Origin of the sequence: Vibrio algarum, from assembly GCF_028204155.1 — a bacterium.
GTDB lineage: Bacteria > Pseudomonadota > Gammaproteobacteria > Enterobacterales > Vibrionaceae > Vibrio > Vibrio algarum.
Window position 1 is genome coordinate 1,263,456 of sequence record NZ_JAQLOI010000001.1, and the last position, 16,856, is coordinate 1,280,311.

16 protein-coding genes, 1 tRNA gene and 2 pseudogenes are annotated in these 16,856 nt (G+C 41.3%); 14 read left to right on the forward strand and 5 right to left on the reverse strand.

All coding sequences use genetic code 11. The features are described 5' to 3' along the window. The first annotated feature begins 32 nt into the window (after positions 1 to 32). Positions 33 to 1,274 carry an NAD(P)/FAD-dependent oxidoreductase gene (locus PGX00_RS06180; protein WP_272133726.1) on the forward strand — a complete coding sequence of 414 codons (1,242 nt, stop codon included), beginning with the start codon at positions 33 to 35 and terminating at the stop codon, positions 1,272 to 1,274. Between the two features lie 290 nt (positions 1,275 to 1,564). Here PGX00_RS06180 and PGX00_RS06185 read toward each other — a convergent pair. Beyond that, a tRNA-Arg gene (locus tag PGX00_RS06185) sits at positions 1,565 to 1,640 on the reverse strand. Between the two features lie 244 nt (positions 1,641 to 1,884). Between PGX00_RS06185 and PGX00_RS06190 the strand changes: the two genes are divergently transcribed. Next, positions 1,885 to 3,858 carry a methyl-accepting chemotaxis protein gene (locus PGX00_RS06190; RefSeq protein WP_272133728.1) on the forward strand — a complete coding sequence of 658 codons (1,974 nt, stop codon included), beginning with the start codon at positions 1,885 to 1,887 and terminating at the stop codon, positions 3,856 to 3,858. A gap of 111 nt (positions 3,859 to 3,969) precedes the next feature. Here the strand turns inward: PGX00_RS06190 and PGX00_RS06195 are convergent. After that, positions 3,970 to 5,105 (reverse strand): annotated as a pseudogene (locus PGX00_RS06195) (flagellar assembly protein FlgT). A 191-nt stretch (positions 5,106 to 5,296) separates the two neighbouring features. Between PGX00_RS06195 and PGX00_RS06200 the strand changes: the two are divergent. After that, positions 5,297 to 5,932 carry a FlgO family outer membrane protein gene (locus PGX00_RS06200; protein WP_272133729.1) on the forward strand — a complete coding sequence of 212 codons (636 nt, stop codon included), beginning with the start codon at positions 5,297 to 5,299 and terminating at the stop codon, positions 5,930 to 5,932. 9 nt (positions 5,933 to 5,941) lie between these two features. Further along, positions 5,942 to 6,379 carry an LPP20 family lipoprotein gene (locus PGX00_RS06205; protein WP_407702340.1) on the forward strand — a complete coding sequence of 146 codons (438 nt, stop codon included), beginning with the start codon at positions 5,942 to 5,944 and terminating at the stop codon, positions 6,377 to 6,379. Between the two features lie 103 nt (positions 6,380 to 6,482). Here PGX00_RS06205 and PGX00_RS06210 read toward each other — a convergent pair whose 3' ends face one another. From PGX00_RS06210 to flgA, 3 genes and pseudogenes are all read right to left on the reverse strand, one after another. Further along, the gene (locus PGX00_RS06210) at positions 6,483 to 6,908 is read right to left on the reverse strand and encodes a flagella synthesis protein FlgN (RefSeq protein ID WP_272133730.1); all 426 of its coding nucleotides are present in this window, start codon (positions 6,906 to 6,908) and stop codon (positions 6,483 to 6,485) included. Positions 6,909 to 6,926: 18 nt separating this feature from the next. Continuing rightward, positions 6,927 to 7,235, reverse strand: a complete 309-nt coding sequence (flgM, locus tag PGX00_RS06215; protein ID WP_272133732.1) for a flagellar biosynthesis anti-sigma factor FlgM — start codon at positions 7,233 to 7,235, stop codon at positions 6,927 to 6,929. Positions 7,236 to 7,374: 139 nt separating this feature from the next. Further along, a pseudogene (flgA, locus tag PGX00_RS06220) lies at positions 7,375 to 8,093 on the reverse strand (flagellar basal body P-ring formation chaperone FlgA). A 103-nt stretch (positions 8,094 to 8,196) separates the two neighbouring features. Between flgA and PGX00_RS06225 the strand changes: the two are divergent. From PGX00_RS06225 to PGX00_RS06270, 10 genes are all read left to right on the forward strand, one after another. Then, positions 8,197 to 9,129, forward strand: a complete 933-nt coding sequence (locus tag PGX00_RS06225) for a chemotaxis protein CheV (protein WP_272133733.1) — start codon at positions 8,197 to 8,199, stop codon at positions 9,127 to 9,129. Between the two features lie 13 nt (positions 9,130 to 9,142). Beyond that, a complete protein-coding gene (locus PGX00_RS06230; protein ID WP_272133735.1) occupies positions 9,143 to 9,970 on the forward strand; it encodes a CheR family methyltransferase in 828 nt (275 codons plus the stop codon). Positions 9,971 to 10,266: 296 nt separating this feature from the next. After that, entirely contained in the window at positions 10,267 to 10,662 is a 396-nt protein-coding gene (flgB, locus tag PGX00_RS06235) for a flagellar basal body rod protein FlgB (RefSeq protein ID WP_272133737.1), read from the forward strand. 4 nt (positions 10,663 to 10,666) lie between these two features. Continuing rightward, entirely contained in the window at positions 10,667 to 11,083 is a 417-nt protein-coding gene (flgC, locus tag PGX00_RS06240) for a flagellar basal body rod protein FlgC (protein WP_272133738.1), read from the forward strand. Between the two features lie 18 nt (positions 11,084 to 11,101). Continuing rightward, positions 11,102 to 11,806 (forward strand): flagellar hook assembly protein FlgD, encoded by a 705-nt coding sequence (locus PGX00_RS06245; RefSeq protein WP_272133739.1) that lies wholly within the window; start codon positions 11,102 to 11,104, stop codon positions 11,804 to 11,806. A gap of 28 nt (positions 11,807 to 11,834) precedes the next feature. After that, positions 11,835 to 13,139, forward strand: coding sequence for a flagellar hook protein FlgE (gene flgE / locus PGX00_RS06250; RefSeq protein WP_272133740.1), 1,305 nt, complete (start codon positions 11,835 to 11,837; stop codon positions 13,137 to 13,139). Positions 13,140 to 13,336: 197 nt separating this feature from the next. Further along, entirely contained in the window at positions 13,337 to 14,086 is a 750-nt protein-coding gene (locus tag PGX00_RS06255) for a flagellar basal body rod protein FlgF (RefSeq protein WP_272133741.1), read from the forward strand. A 24-nt stretch (positions 14,087 to 14,110) separates the two neighbouring features. Then, entirely contained in the window at positions 14,111 to 14,899 is a 789-nt protein-coding gene (flgG, locus tag PGX00_RS06260) for a flagellar basal-body rod protein FlgG (protein ID WP_272133742.1), read from the forward strand. A 32-nt stretch (positions 14,900 to 14,931) separates the two neighbouring features. Beyond that, positions 14,932 to 15,711 carry a flagellar basal body L-ring protein FlgH gene (gene flgH, locus PGX00_RS06265; RefSeq protein WP_272133743.1) on the forward strand — a complete coding sequence of 260 codons (780 nt, stop codon included), beginning with the start codon at positions 14,932 to 14,934 and terminating at the stop codon, positions 15,709 to 15,711. Positions 15,712 to 15,768: 57 nt separating this feature from the next. Further along, entirely contained in the window at positions 15,769 to 16,848 is a 1,080-nt protein-coding gene (locus PGX00_RS06270) for a flagellar basal body P-ring protein FlgI (protein ID WP_407702380.1), read from the forward strand. Positions 16,849 to 16,856 lie beyond the last annotated feature (8 nt).

Consider the following 16,856-nt stretch of genomic DNA (forward strand, 5'->3'; position numbering starts at 1 on the left):
CGAATATGAACTAAAGCTGAGCAACGTCTGAAATGAAAAGTGAAAAAAGACAAGTCGTCATTATTGGTGCTGGGCCTTCCGGTTCGATAGCTGCATCCCTGCTTAAGCAGAAAGGCTTGGATATTGTTGTTATTGAAAAGGAGGTTTTTCCTCGCTTTTCAATAGGTGAAAGCCTACTTCCGGCCTGTATGGAACTGATAGAACTCGCAGGGATGGAGGATGCCGTCGCTGCAGCCGGTTTTCAGTATAAAGATGGTGCTGCCTTTCGATTGGGTAATCAATATCAAGAATTTAATTTTGAAGATAAATTCACCGAAGGCCCTGGTACGACATTTCAAGTGCAAAGAGCAAACTTTGATAAGGTCTTAGCCGATGAAGCTCAAAAACAAGGAGTAGAGATTCGATTTTTGCATGAGTTGCAATCCATCGAAGTATTGGACGAATGCTCTATTTTGTCAGTAACAAATGAACTAGGAGAAATGTACCAAATTGATGCTGATTTTGTGTTAGATGCCAGCGGTTTTGGCCGCGTTTTACCTAAGTTATTGGCGTTAGAAACACCGTCAGGATTGCCACCAAGACAAGCAATTTTTACTCATATCGAAGACAATATTGATAGTAGTTTGAACAAGCCTTATTACGATAGGAATAAGATCCTAGTGACTGTCCATCCGGATAACAGAGATGTATGGTATTGGTTAATTCCTTTCGCAAATGGGTGTTGTTCACTCGGTGTAGTAGGAGAACCCGAGATATTCGAAAGATATGGTGATGATAACCTTAGTGTGTTGAAAAAAATGGTTGGTGAAGCACCTGAGTTAGCCGAGTTATTATCTAACGCAGCGTTTGTTAATGATGCCAACGCAATAGTCGGATATTCCGCGAATGTAAGTACTCTTGCAACGAAAAGGTTTGCCTTGTTAGGTAATGCTGGCGAGTTTTTAGACCCTGTGTTCTCTTCTGGTGTAACCATTGCCATGAAGTCAGCCAAGTTAGCGGCAGACTGTGTTGAAAAGCAGTGTTTGGGTCATATTGTTGACTGGGATATGGAGTATTCTAACCCACTTAAAATAGGGGTAGATGCCTTTAGAACGTATGTGGACGGTTGGTATTCGGGTAAGTTGCAACACGTCATTTTTTATGAAAATGCAAACCCGAGGATCAAGCAGATGATTTGTGCAATTTTAGCGGGTTATGCTTGGGATACCAATAACCCCTATGTAAAAGAGTCTGATAAAAGGCTTAATACTTTAGCGGAAATTTGCAGTGATTAATTGGTAAGTTAAATGTGACATAAAAAAAGCAGCGTTAGCTGCTTTTTTTATGTCACATTGCAAATGTTAATGGGTGTAGACAGTTTGGAATGAGTCGTGAAAACTATTTGTTATCAAATTTGGAATAAACTCCCCAAAAACAAATTACACATCAAATAAATGTTCAAGTACCTATTTGGTATTATTCTGGTCAATTCTCAGCAATGATAATGTTGTCAATTCAGCAAAGTATCGATGGTAAGGTAATGTCATTGAGGTTCAATTAATCAATTGATTTTTTTATAAAGAAGTGGCGTCCCCTACAGGATTCGAACCTGTGTCTAAGACTTAGGAGGTCCTTGTTCTATCCAGCTGAACTAAGGGGACGTGTTATCCCCTGATTATATAAGTATTTTTTATAAATTCTATGGCTTTGTTGTTTTTGACTGTTTAAGTGCGTGAATTACGAGCGATTTACGCAAACTTTCAAGAACTGACCTAAAATGCAATTGCAGTATCAATGCAAGGCTGGAGAAGCAAAAAGGTACACATATCACGTTTTAAATTTAACTTTTAATGAAATTTAAGATTCGGTCGTTACAAAATTGAATGAACAACAGTGGAAAACTATATGCAACTCAACGTCAGACAAAAGCTTATGCTGGTCATTCTGCCTTTGCTTGTAGCACTATGCTATTTTTCAGGTACAAAAATAATAAAAACGAATGACTCAAAAAACTCAGCGGCAGATATCTACAACTTTGTGGAACTATCGGCTTTTAATAGCCGACTTGTACATGAACTACAAAAAGAAAGAGGTATGTCTGCAGGTTATATCGGTTCTAAAGGTGCAAAATTTGTTTCAAATCTGCCGACTCAGCGCAAAGAGACAGATAAAAGGCTCGAGGACTTGAAAAGCTACCTTAGTGAAAATAGTATTAATTTGAAGAAACACTCGCAACTCTGGTCTGTTGTCGATGATGCCAATAAAATGATAGCGAGCCTTCAATCGATGAGAACAGGTATTAGCGCGCTTTCAACTCCTATCGGTGATGCTCTCAAATATTACACTACTCTTAATGCAAAGTTATTATCTGTGCCGGGGTTAGCTGTGCGTATATCGAAAGTGGCAGATATCAGTCGTTCTCTAGCTGCTTATTACGAGTTTCTTCAAGGTAAAGAGCGAGCAGGCATAGAAAGAGCGGTATTAAGCAATACGTTTGGACAGGGAGAGTTCGCTCCTGGACTGTTTAAAAAATTCATCCAACTAGTCAGTGAACAAAATAGTTATTTGGCTACTTTTCAAATCTACGCCACAGACGAACATATAAATTCGTTTAAGCAACTTGAAAAACAACAACCATTTAAAGATGTTTCAGAATATCGAACCAAAGCTTACGCGAATGATTTAAATCAGAATGCGGAATCATGGTTTGCCGCTTCGACAAATAGAATCAACCTGTTAAAAGAACAAGAAGAAAAGCTAACTTCGGAAATACTCAAAGTTTCTGTAAAAATAGTAAATACAGAAGATCGTGCATTTTGGTTTTTTCTTATTTTGTCTACAGTGCTGTTGGTTGTGACGAGTTATTTTAGTTTGGCTCTGATGAGGGGGTTATCGAAACAAGTTTTGTGTTTGAATAACACGATGTCTTATGCCGCAGATAAGAACTTGGTTTTGCGTAGTGAAGTAACCAGTAACGATGAGTTAGGCGCTATTGCGAACAACTTAAATACAATGTTGGATTCGCTAACCGATGCAGTGCATGTTATCGCGAGTTCTAGTGAGCAGTTGGCGACGGCGGCAGAAGAATCTGAAGTTATCGTAAATGAAAGTGCGGCTAGCCTTAAAGAAGAGCAGAAACAAGTACTACAGGTAGTCAGTGCAATAGAAGAAATGAGTGTTTCAATTAAAGAAGTTGCTCGAAATATTAATGTTACATCTGACGAAGCTAATCACGCTAATCATTTGATTTCTGATAGCAGTCGAATAGTTGAAGAGTCAACGGAGTCTATCAATCAGGTATCGGTTCAAATAGACAGTGTGTCTTCTACGATAAGTGAGCTTCATGAAAGCAGCAGCAATATTTCGGGTGTTGTTGATGTTATTCAAGGGATCGCAGAGCAGACAAATCTTCTTGCTTTAAATGCCGCGATAGAAGCGGCACGAGCTGGTGAATATGGTCGCGGCTTTGCAGTCGTTGCAGATGAAGTACGTTCACTTGCGAAACGAACACAGGACTCGACACAAGAAATTGAGGCGATGGTTAAAAAGCTTCAGCAAGATAGTGACAGTGCTTTTGAAAAGGTTAACAGTACAAAAGGGCTTGCGCTGTCGAGCGTAACTAAATCCTCAGAGGTCCAGGAAACATTAAATTCTGTCATTGCTTCGATTGATCGAATCCGCCAAATGGCAACAGAAATTGCCACAGCAGCAGAGCAGCAGGTTGTTGTGAGCTCGGATATTTCCTCTAATGTTCAAAGCATAAGTAACAGTGTCGATATAAGCGTGAGTAGCGGCGAACAAATTGCCTTGGCGGCAAAAGAGCAGACGATGCTTGCCGATAAGCTACAAAGTTTGTCTAATCAATTTAAAACCGAATAACTTCAATGACCGAGAAGAGGTTAACGTCTTCTCGGTCTTAATGTTTTAACATTAGTATTCATGATTTTAGCTCACTGAACGCTAAGGTGTATTTATGCTATCAACGTTAACTTAACGAATCTCTTTATGCATGACATCACCGATCTGAACACTCTGTACTAACTGTGGCTGATCGATAATTAGCTCCGCTTCTTGGTCAAAGACTCGGTTGACCGTTAGCGTTATTTCACTCTGAGATACTCTGTTTCTAGGCAGCCCTGCTTGATCGATAAAGGAGCCTGTGTGCCATAGCTGCAATTTATCCCCAACTTCTACACCATGAACTCGGCCTAAATTTATAGTCACTTTGTCAGCGCGAATATCTACCACTTCAGGTAATGTGATTTTACAAGAGAGTTCAGATTCTAGATCGAGCATGATATTGCGACTCACACGTAACAGCATTTGACCATATGTAGAAGCCCAGAATCTAGCACTTCGCGTATCAACCTGACTGGTTTTTGGAAACCCCCATACTGCTACTTCTCGATAAGCACGGCTATAGACTTCTTGGCCAGTTTTACCATCATAGATTTGCATTTCTAAGGCAAATTGACGGTTGATGACGTCATCTCTAAGTAGCTTTTGGTCAACCGTTGCCGTTAAGTCAGTTACTTTACCACCAATGATATATTGTGCATTGGAATCTTGAGCGATCATCTGAAGCATCGAAGGGTTGCGCTTATCGATTTCGTAGTCCGTAGTACCTACAGAGACAAAACTGATCGACTCTTGGCTAAGCTGACGGTTAACCACATGACTGAAGTCGTCTCCAATGTCGTATATCTGTCCCATGACGGCTTGTTGTGGAGAAAGTAGGTCGATATTCCCGACTAAGAATGTCTTTTTATATTGGTCGACATGGCAACCTGTTGCCGAAGGGTAGATATCTAACTGAACACGCAATACCATATTGCCGTTATCGGACTTGGAGCTTAGAACCCTAATGTACCGGACTTCATGGTTAGTAAATTGATATTCACTCTTTTTTCTTCTAAGAATGGCCTTAGCGTACTGAGTGAACCAATATCTGCGCCAGAGAATTTCATCGCTTGGTATATGGCATCTTCTAATGCATGGACCCGAGCTGTTTCCTCTGAAGATACATAGGTTGAAGAGCCATTAACTTCATACCACTCTGCAAACACTAACTGGCTAAAAAATAGCGATATTAAAACGACCAGCGACTTAAATTTTATTTTTTTCATTTATGTTTTCCCATTTGGGTATAGTTCTTGCTTGTTGTTTTGTAAGCTAACTAATGTTTTGGTAGCTGATTTAAGATGTCAATTTTCATTATAGGCAAATATTGAAAAGCAAAGATTGTTCCACAATGGCTTAAGAGAGTTAAACATTGTTGAAGAACATACGGCATCAAGTATATCTGGAGATCAAGATAATGAAAAAATGGTTTATTGCAGTAGTGAGTATGCTTATAGCATCCTGTTCATACGCACCCATTTACAATGGTAAAGAACCTTATGCAGGAAGTCGGTTTATGCTGATGGAAAACCCTCGTCATACGATGGACTTCTTTGTGGAAAGCTTGACAGATGAATTAGTTGTAACCAACACCAGTATTTCTGCACGAACTCCTATAGCAGTGACTTCGTTTGTGGATCTGCAGCAATTAGACACATCTAGTTGGCTCGGCAATTCAGTGTCTGAAGCATTTATATACCAGCTTCAACAACGTGGCTTTCAGGTAGTGGACTTTAAAACCACTGGTTCTATAAGAGTTACGCAGCAAGGCGACTTCGCGTTAAGTCGTGACTGGCAAGATTTGGCTCAAGAGCAGCAGGTAACCTATGTTTTGACGGGCACAATGTTGCGTCAAGAAGGTGGCGTGTTAGTTAATGCGAGAGTAGTGGCAATGCGTAGCCGTATCGTTGTAGCAACGGCACAAGGCTTCCTTCCTGCGGACCGTATTGGCCGGGATTTAGATACCTTGAATACTATTCGGACGGAAGACGGTTTAATTATTCGTTCAGATCCGACGCGAACATCTAAAAATACCATCATTTTGCGTCCATAGGAGCTTATTATGTTTTTGAAAAAATTATTACTAATTGCCTCTGTGCTGATTGCTGCGGGATGTCAACCGCTTCAAGATATGGACGGAGACAACGTGCTAACAGCGGTAGGTTATGCTAGCGTTAGCGAGCAAAAAGGTCAGAATAATGAAGAGAAACGCATTAGAGCAATGCGTGCTTCTAAGATTGATGCTTATCGTGAATTGGCAGAACAAATCTACGGTATGCGTGTCAGTGGCCGAGCAAACTTGCAAGACCAAAGGTTGGGAACAGAGCTGACCTCTGGCGCTGTAGATGGCGTTATTCGCGGAGCGGAAGTGGTTCGTAGTTATCCTGTTGGTGATAGTTATGTGACAGAGCTTGAACTAGACATTACTAAAATGGACAGATTAAAAAATTATGGTGAAGTTCAGCAGGTGCCTTCAAAGCGCCAGCAAACACTCTTTTAATTTTCTATTGATCAATTGCACAAACTCCAGATACAAAAAAAACGGCAGACTTTGCCGTTTTTTTGATTTCAGTATTCTCGCTTTAACTGATGCAACAAGAAAATCACGCTTTAATATTAGTTCCGAGTGTGGAAACCGTTGATGTTTGGCCTCCGGAAGTATAAGTCATTCCTATTTTCCCTCGGCTCTGCTGCATCAAATTATTGAGTTTATTGTAACTCAGTTGCGCGCGTTGGAGAGCCTCACCGTTAACTTCGTTTGCTTGTTGACAGTCATGTATTACAGACCGAATTAATTCGACCTTAGATTTTAGTGTCTCATCCGTTTTTAATTGCTCGATATCTGTATGGCTTGCGATACGTTCATCGCTTTGCTGAAGTTGAGTAATCAGTTGAAGCTTTTCTTTTGCTAGCGTTTCAATGTCAGAAGATGTGCGTGAGGTGATCGCGATTTTCTCCTTCTCTAATAACAGAGAAAGATGCTGTGCGTTTTCTAATTGGTAATTAACTAAATCAACAAGTTTTGCCATGGGATAAGTCGGGCTGTGTTACAGCCCACCTAATTCATTTTCAAATTTCATCATATTATCAGCTAGCTTCTCCGGGTCAACACGGTAAGAGCCATTTGCAATTGCTTCTTTGATTGCCGCTACCTTGGCACTATCAAAGCTCGGCTGAGAAGCCATATCTTGATGAAGTTGTCCGATGGCTTTTCCTTGTTGGCTTAGGGAAACCGAATCTTTACTGCCTCTAGATTCTTTCACTGAGTCAGAGTTAGAAGATCCAGATTCAGTACGAGCAGTACTACGACCTGTGGTCATTGTGTGGCTCGAACGAATATTATCTATACCTGCCATAATAGAAGCCTTTTCGCGTATTTAGTAAATGTCATATATGGAGTATCGGCCAACTTAGCATGAACTTTAACTATTTGTTGCCCTTTTTCTCATTATTTTCTTATTATATTTAATATCGGCCAGTTTGCGAGAAAGTGAACTAAAAATACACTGTAATTTCAGCTATTCCAGTAACCACGCCTTCAACGATACGTTTAGACTTGTCGTTTTTCACTCTTATTTGGTCACCAGTGGAACCATCGGAGAGTGCTGTACCTTTGGTGGTAATAGTAAGTTCACCTTTTAGGGCTTTGATGATCACTTTCTCATTTCTACATACGACACAAATATCATTTCGTTCAATTACTTCTCCAATTCGGACATTTTTTTCATTTTTGCGCCCGCTACATTTTTTATTGCATCAAAACCCTGTCGGCGATAAGAATTCAGTTCTATCATTGATATAGTCAGATCAGATTTATTTATGATTTCACCTCGGATGAGTGAACGGTTCGCGGTAACCAATGGTAAAGAGAGTTTAGTGCGTACAGGAACATAAATTCGCCAAGCGTCTTCCTTACATTCTACTAAGACCGTTATGTTACTTGATGAGTGACCTTTAGATGTCGAGGACGTGGTGAGGGGCGTAGGGCAGTTAGTGGCTCTTATTCTTGAGTCGATATTCGCTGCCGAAACGACTAAAGCGCCGTCGATGGGGACTTGCATAACGCTAATTACGTGATCTTCAGCGGCTTTTTGAATTAACTCTATTTGCTCAGTTGTCGCAGCATATGAAATAAAACTAAAGAAAAACACGACAAAACCGATAGATTTATCAAGAGAATTGTATAAAGCTTTACATATAGAGATAAAATACATATTAGAATTCCCTTATAACAGCATCCATATTGTGCTTTATTGTAAAATGGCTCAATTAGGTTAACATTTTTTTATTCAGAAGTTTTTAAATGGAGTTGAGTTTATGACCGGTATTATGGATTCAGTAAATCAACGTACACAATTAGTAGGTCAAAATAGGCTAGAATTACTGACGTTTCGACTAATGGGACGTCAAAGATACGGTATAAATGTTTTTAAAGTGAAAGAAGTACTCCAATGTCCTCGATTGACATCGATGCCTAACTTAAACCCACTTGTTATTGGTGTTGCACATATCCGTGGTAATACGATTTCGGTAATAGATTTAAGTTTAGCGATTGGTGGACGACCAACCGCAGATCCAGAAAAGTGTTTTGTGGTTATTTCTGAATTTAACAGAACGGTTCAGGGCTTTTTGGTTACCTCTGTTGAACGTATAATAAATATGCACTGGGAGTCGATTCTTCCTCCTCCGGACGGTGCTGGTAGTGCCAATTATCTAACTGCGGTGACAAATATAGACAATGAGCTTGTCGAGATATTGGATGTAGAGAAAATTTTAGCTGAGATATCCCCAGTAGAAGAGGAAATGAGTACAGATATCGCGCAAGAAATTGCCGATGCAGAGCAAGAATCCCAAAAGCAGATTGTGCGTCGCATATTGATTGCTGATGACTCTACCGTAGCGAGAAAACAAGTACAAAGAGCCGTTGAGTCTATTGGGTTTGAAGCCGTTGCAGTTAAAGATGGTAAAGAGGCGTATGATAAACTCGTAGAAATGGCCTCGGAAGGCAGCATATACGAACAGATTTCTTTGGTTATTTCTGATATAGAAATGCCGGAAATGGACGGTTACACACTAACAGCGGAACTTCGTAGGCATCCAGATCTGAAAGATCTACATATCATTTTGCATACCTCTCTGAGTGGTGTATTTAACCAAGCTATGGTAGAACGTGTAGGTGCAAATGAATTTATTGCTAAGTTTAATCCTGACGAGTTAGGCGCAGCAGTAAAAGCAGCAGTAGTAAAATAATAAAGAGACATTAATGACAGCTATTACGATAAGTGATCAAGAGTACCGGGAGTTTAGCCGATTTTTGGAATCACAATGCGGCATCGTATTGGGCGACAGCAAACAATATCTTGTGCGCAGTCGCTTGAGCCCGTTAGTCAATAAATTTAAACTCGGTTCGTTATCTGATTTATTGAAAAATGTGGTCACAGGCAGAAATCGCGAGTTGCGGATTGCTGCGGTCGATGCGATGACTACGAATGAAACGTTATGGTTTCGTGATGGCTATCCTTTTACCGTGCTAGCGGAAAAGCTGTTACCAGAGGCAGCAGCGCGTAAAAGACCGATTAAGATCTGGTCAGCAGCGAGTTCCTCTGGGCAAGAACCTTATTCAATGGCAATGACGATATTGGAGACTCAACAGAAGAAACCAGGTTTAATTCCGAACGTTTCGATTACCGCGACGGATATTTCCGCCAGTATGCTCGATATGTGTCGTAATGGTGTCTACGATAATCTTGCCCTTGGCCGAGGCCTTTCTCCTGAACGTAGGCGCACTTTTTTTGAAGATGCTGGTGATGGAAGAATGAAGGTTAAAGATAACGTTAAGCGATTTGTAAATTTTCGGCCTCAAAACTTGATGGAAAGCTATGCGTTATTAGGGAAATTCGATATTGTTTTTTGTAGAAATGTATTGATCTATTTCTCACCTGATATGAAGTCTCAGGTGCTTAACTCAATTGCAAATTCTCTAAATCCCGGTGGTTATTTATTACTGGGTGCTTCGGAATCGTTAACTGGGCTGACTGATCGTTTTGAAATGGTACGATGTAACCCAGGTATTATTTATAAATTGAAGTAATACACCATCCTAAAACAATAAAAAAGGGCGTAAGCCCTTTTTTATTGTTTTAGGATGGTGAGAATGACTTTAACCGCGACCCCCTCCTCATAAAAATCGCCCCTACTAAAAATTTCCGCTATTCTTAAATCGACATTTCAAAACAAGTAAAAACTATTTGGCTCAATTTATGCAAATGTTTACATGCAACAATTCGTTGTGTCACTGAAAGAGAAGAAATTAACGTGTTGTAATTTATTGGCATGAAGATTGCTTTTTATTTCAGTAGTAAGTCATTTTGATGGTAGAGGTACGGCATGACTATTTCTTTTAACAATGCTTTAGGCATTCACCAACATACTGTTGGTACACGTGAGCGCAATGCAGAGGTTATCTCTACTAATATTGCGCAAGCGAACACGCCGGGCTATAAGTCGAAAGGAATGGATTTTCAAAGAGCACTTCAGACGGCAACGTCAGAGGCAAACTTTGGTCTTAACCGTACTAATGAGCGGCATATTGCTGCCTCATCCAACGTGACTGGGGATGTGAAATACCGTGTTCCTACACAGCCCGATACTGGTGACGGCAATACTGTAGATGTGGATTTGGAGCGTAACTTGTTTATGCAAAACCAGATCAGACACCAAGCGTCGCTAGACTTCTTAGGTGGTAAATTTAAGAACTTAACTAAGGCAATTAGAGGGGAATAACTAGATGAGCTTATTTAACGTATTCAATGTGACTGGTTCTGCGATGAGTGCTGAATCTGTTCGTCTAAATACAACCTCAAGTAACCTTGCTAATGCAGATAGCATAAGTGGCTCAGCTAAAGAAACATATAAAGCTCGTCATGCAGTGTTTGGCGCAGAGTTGAGTAAGGCACGTTTTAACGGTGACCATAATGTCCCTGTTAAAGTGTTAGGTATTGTAGAGAGCGATAAGCCTCTTCAGGCGGAATACAACCCCGATCATCCACTTGCTAACGACGAAGGCTATATATACAAGCCGAACGTTAATGTAATGGAAGAAATGGCAAACATGATTTCTGCTTCCCGTTCATATCAAACGAATGTTCAGGTTGCAGATGCAAGTAAACAAATGCTGCTGCGTACGCTGCAGATGGGTCAATAGGGATAAGGAGATAGCGTAATGGCAATCAACAACGTTGGTCAGAGCGGCTTGTCCTATGTAGACCAGCTTAAAGCACTTCAAGAGCAAAATAAGCCTACTGAGACAACAGGTAAGCAAGAACTCAAGCAAGAGGATTTCTTATCACTGCTCACTAAGCAACTTGCTCAGCAAGACCCCTTTAAGCCGGTCAGCAATGACCAGATGATTGCGCAAATGGCTTCATTTGCGACCGTTGACGGCATCAATCAGATGAATGGACAGTTTGAAAACTTAAATTCATCGATGACATCTAATCAAGCATTACAAGCTTCAACGCTAGTAGGGCGAGATGTGTTGGTACCTGGTGCTGCGGGCATTAAAGCGGATAACGCCGGTATGGCGGCGATGGTTAAGTTACCTCAATCTGTCGATAATCTTTTCGTCAGAGTAGAGAATGAACTTGGTCAACTAGTACGAACACTTGATGTTGGTGCTAAGCCTGCCGGAGATAGCCGTGTTGAATGGGACGGTAAAGACGAAAACGGTGTTCCTATGCCTGCCGGCAAATACAACGTAAAAGCGGGTGGCCTATTAGAAGGACAAAGCACAGAGTTTGAAGTTTCGACTTATGCGAATGTGAATAGTGTTCTTTTAGGCAAAGGTGATGGGAATGTACTGCTTAATCTGGCTGGCTTTGAATCGCCAGTTAAACTTGCTGAAGTACTAGAAGTTGGCAAAGCGTAGAACGCTAGCTAGATAAGAGGAAATTGAAATGTCATATGTAGCTTTAAGCGGTTTATCCGCTGCTCAATTGGATCTAAATACAACCAGTAATAACATTGCGAACGCAAACACTTTCGGCTTTAAAGAGTCTCGTGCAGAGTTTGGTGATGTGTATTCGAGTTCAGTATTTACTAATGCGAAGACAACCCCTGGTGGTGGTGTTCAACCTAGCAAAGTTGCTCAACAATTTCATGAAGGTTCTAGTGTATACACTAATAACCCTATGGATTTACGTATCGGTGGTACTGGCTTCTTTGCTGTGTCTAAAGATCGTATGGTTCCACAGCAAAATGAAATGACTCGAAACGGTGCTTTTCACCTTAACAAAGATAATTATATGGTTACCTCTAACGAAGAGTTTCTGTTGGGTTATCAGGTGAACAAGGATACAGGTGATGTATTGTCTTATGAGCCGTCACCTCTTCAAGTTCCACCTGAGTTTGGAAAGCCCAAGCAGACGGCGAACGTCGATGTAGGTGTGAATCTACCAGCGAATGGTGACCTAAAAGATCCTGCGCTGTTTGATTTCAATGATAAAGAAACATATAACCGATCAACCTCTTCAACCATATATGATTCGATGGGCCAGTCTTACAAACTGTCGACGTACTATTTGAAAGATATGACTCAACCGAATACATGGCAAACGTATTATACAGTGACAGACAAAGTCGGTGAAAAGCCGTTGAATGTTACTGGTGGTGATGCTCAGAATGCGACCGGTCACATGGGGCATACCATGAAGTTCAATACAGATGGAACGCTTTCTAGTATTAACAGCGGTAATAATATTGTTACTGAGCAGTTAGGTGTAGGACCAAACGCTATAGACTTGAATGGTGCAGATCCAACTCAATTAATGTCGTTTAAACTGGACGGTGCAACACAGTTTGCTGCCCCATTTGAATTGACTAAGTTTGATGAAGATGGTGCGACAACAGGTTTCCTTACGAAGTTAGATTTTGACGAAAATGGCAGTATTTTAGGCACTTATTCTAATGGTGAGAATGTCACTTTAGGACGCGTGGCACTAGTGCGAGTCGCAAACGAACAAGGTCTAGATAAGAAGGGTGGCACTCAGTGGGACTCAACTCAATTTTCTGGTGAGAAAATTTGGGGTGAATCTAACAAAGGTTCTTACGGTACGATTTCTAACGGTACGCTTGAGCAGTCAAACATTGATATGACGCAAGAATTAGTCGACTTGATTTCTGCGCAACGTAACTTCCAAGCAAACTCCCGTTCGCTAGAAGTACATAATCAGACTCAACAAACTATCTTGCAAATTCGTTAACGCAATTCTCTGAGGTACCAAACCGTCTAAAACGGTTTGGTATAGTTGCCGCTTTGGCGGCAAATTTCCTTTCTTAACATTGCCATATATTGGCAAATTCAATGTAATTCATCTTATCTCATTGTTATATAAGTTATAAATTAGTTGGCACATCTATTGCTTTATTAGGTTCAGTAACTGAATTTTGGAGCGAAATTATGGATCGTGCACTGTTTCTTGCCATGAGTGGCGCTAAACAAAATATGCAAGAGATGCAGCTTAGAGCGAACAACCTTGCGAACGTGAGTACAACAGGTTTTCGTGCCGATCTAGCACAAGCACGATCGATGCAAGCTTATGGTGATGGTTTGCCATCCCGCGTTTTTAGTATGACAGAGCGTCCAGGACAAAATTTTTCTCAAGGCAGTGTGATTACCACAGGCCGTGATCTCGATGTCACGATAGAAGGTGATGGCTGGATCTCTGTGTTAGATAAAACAGGAAAAGAAGGCTTAACTCGCAACGGCAACTTGCATATTGATGAATCAGGTCTCTTATCCAACGGTACGGGTCATTTAGTGTTGGATGAATCTGGCGCACCTATTACCTTGCCTGTTCCTTTAGCAAAGGTAGAGATTGGCCGTGATGGTACGATTTCTGTGTTACCCAAAGGTGCACCGGCAGATGCGATGGAAGAGGTGGGCCGCATTAAGTTGTCTCGTCCAAATAATCGTGACCTTTTCAAAGATTCGAATGGCCTGTTCAAGGCTAAAGATCCAAATCAGTTTTTCGAGGCCGATGCAGGTGTAAGTATTATGACTGGTGCTGTTGAAGGCAGTAACGTCAGCGCCATTGGCGAAATGACAAGTTTAATCGATATACAACGTCAGTTTGAAATGCAAGTAAAACTGATGAGCAGTGCAGAAGAAATGGATAAAGCTTCTGACTCTCTGCTACGTATGAGCTAACAGATTAAGTAAAGGGGATAAGTTATGCATCCGGCATTATGGGTAAGTAAAACAGGTTTAGATGCTCAGCAAACGAACATCTCAACGATATCAAATAACTTGGCGAACGCCTCAACCATTGGTTATAAAAAGAGCCGCCCAGTTTTTGAAGATCTTTTTTATCAAAACATCAATCAACCTGGTGGCCAATCATCACAAAATACAGAGCTACCAAGTGGGCTTATGTTGGGTGCAGGCTCAAAAGTTGTCGCAACTCAAAAAATTCATACCAATGGTAACGCGCAGACCACAACCAACTCACTAGACATGATGATCGAAGGTGATGGTTTTTTCCAGATAGTATTACCAGACGGTAACATTGGGTATAGCCGTAACGGTCAATTCACTCTAAATGATGAAGGTGCCATTGTTACTTCTGGTTCTGGCTATTCGTTGGACCCAGAAATCATCATTCCAGATGACTCTATCTCTATTACCATTGGTAATGACGGCGAAGTTTCGGTTCGACTTAGAGGCCAGCAAGATAACCAAGTAGTTGGCCAGATAACAACGGTAGACTTTATTAATCCTGGCGGTTTAGAACCTATTGGTCAAAACCTTTACCTACCGACAGGAGCAAGTGGTGACCCTACAGAGGGTGTGCCTGGGTTAGATGGCTTAGGATCTATTAGACAGTCGATGTTAGAAACATCCAACGTGAATGTGACGGAAGAATTGGTAAACATGATAGAGGCTCAACGTGTTTACGAAATGAATTCAAAAGTAATTTCTGCTGTTGATAAAATGCAGAGTTTCGTGAATCAGCAGTTATAACGTCAACCATAAATTGAAATGAGTAAGTCGCTATGAAACGTATATTTGGATTAGTTTTAATCATGACAATGTCGGGTTGTTCGATGATGTCTCCAATCGACGAAGGGACAGATGTTGAACAGAGTACAACGCTAGTTGATGCGGTTGAAGGCGATCAGTCTGACGTGGAAGATTCAGGGCTGATTGATTCTTTGAGAACCCGGAGTGACCCTATAGCGGGAGATCCAGCTTGGGCGCCTATACATCCTACGCACAAGCCAGAACATTACGCGGCTGCAACAGGATCGTTATTTAACACCGGCTTTGCGACTAATCTATATGACGACTCCAAACCCCATGGTATCGGTGACATTGTCACTGTGATGATGGAAGAGCAAACCAAAGCAGCAAAGAGTGCTGATGCGGATCTATCAAAGAGTAATGATTCAACTATGGATCCACTATCTGTAGGTGGACAACCGCTAACTATCGGTGACTACAACTTCTCTTATGAGATGAGCAATGACAATAATTTCAGTGGTGAAGCTACCGCAAATCAAAGCAATAGTTTAAGCGGTTCAATTACGGTTGAAGTTATTGAGGTATTAGCAAACGGCAATTTGGTTATTCGTGGCGAAAAGTGGCTAACACTAAATGCTGGAGACGAATATATCCGTTTAAGCGGCACAATTCGACCGGATGACATTAGTTTCGATAATACTATCGCATCGAATAGAATTTCTAACGCTAGAATTCGCTATTCTGGTACGGGAACCCAGCAAGATATGCAAGAACCTGGATTCTTGGCACGATTCTTTAATGTCTCTCTCTAATCAAGCGGGATAGTCGAAGTTTTGACAGAAAATAAGGTTAATGCGATGAAAAAATTGATGGTAATGATAGTGGGTATGGCAATGATGGCAACATCTGCATATGCCGCACGAATTAAGGACGTCGCAGAGGTCGCAGGGGTTCGTAGTAACCAATTGGTCGGGTATGGTCTAGTAACAGGCCTACCGGGAACCGGCGAATCTACACCATTTACGGATCAAAGCTTCAACGCCATGTTGCAAAATTTTGGCATACAATTGCCACCTGGTACCAAACCCAAAACGAAGAATGTCGCCGCCGTTATTGTAACTGCTGAACTAAAAGCATTTTCAAAGCAGGGTCAAAAGGTAGATGTAACGGTTTCATCTATTGGTTCTGCAAAGAGCTTACGTGGTGGAACATTAGTTCAAACGTTTTTAAAGGGTTTAGATGGTGAGGTTTATGCAATCGCTCAAGGCAACCTTGTTGTTAGTGGGTTTAGTGCTGAAGGCGCTGATGGATCTAAGATTGTAGGTAATAATCCAACGGTTGGTTTAATTTCTAGTGGTGCGACGGTTGAGCGTGAGATTCCAAGCCCATTTAGCCGTGGCGACTTTATCACCTTTAACCTTGTTGAATCTGATTTTACTACCGCTCAACGGATGGCTGATGCCGTTAACCGATTCTTAGGTCCTGATATGGCTTCCGCGATCGATTCCACTTCCGTTCGAGTTCGAGCCCCTCGTGATGTAAGCCAACGGGTAGCGTTTTTATCGGCTATAGAGAATGTTGAGTTTAACCCTGCGGATGGCTCAGCAAAAATTATCGTCAACTCTAGAACAGGTACTATCGTTGTGGGGCAGCACGTAAGATTAAAAGCCGCAGCTGTTACACATGGCGGGATGACCGTTGCAATTAAAGAAAACCTAAATGTAAGTCAACCAAACGCCTTTGGCGGTGGTGACACTGTGGTGACGCCTGATTCAGATATTGAAGTAACAGAGAAGCAAGGCAAGATGTTTAACTTTCAACCGGGACTTACACTCGATGATTTAGTGCGAGCGGTGAATGAAGTGGGCGCTGCACCATCAGATTTAATGGCTATCTTACAAGCATTAAAGCAAGCGGGCGCTATCGAAGGTCAGTTGATAATTATTTAAGGGTAATG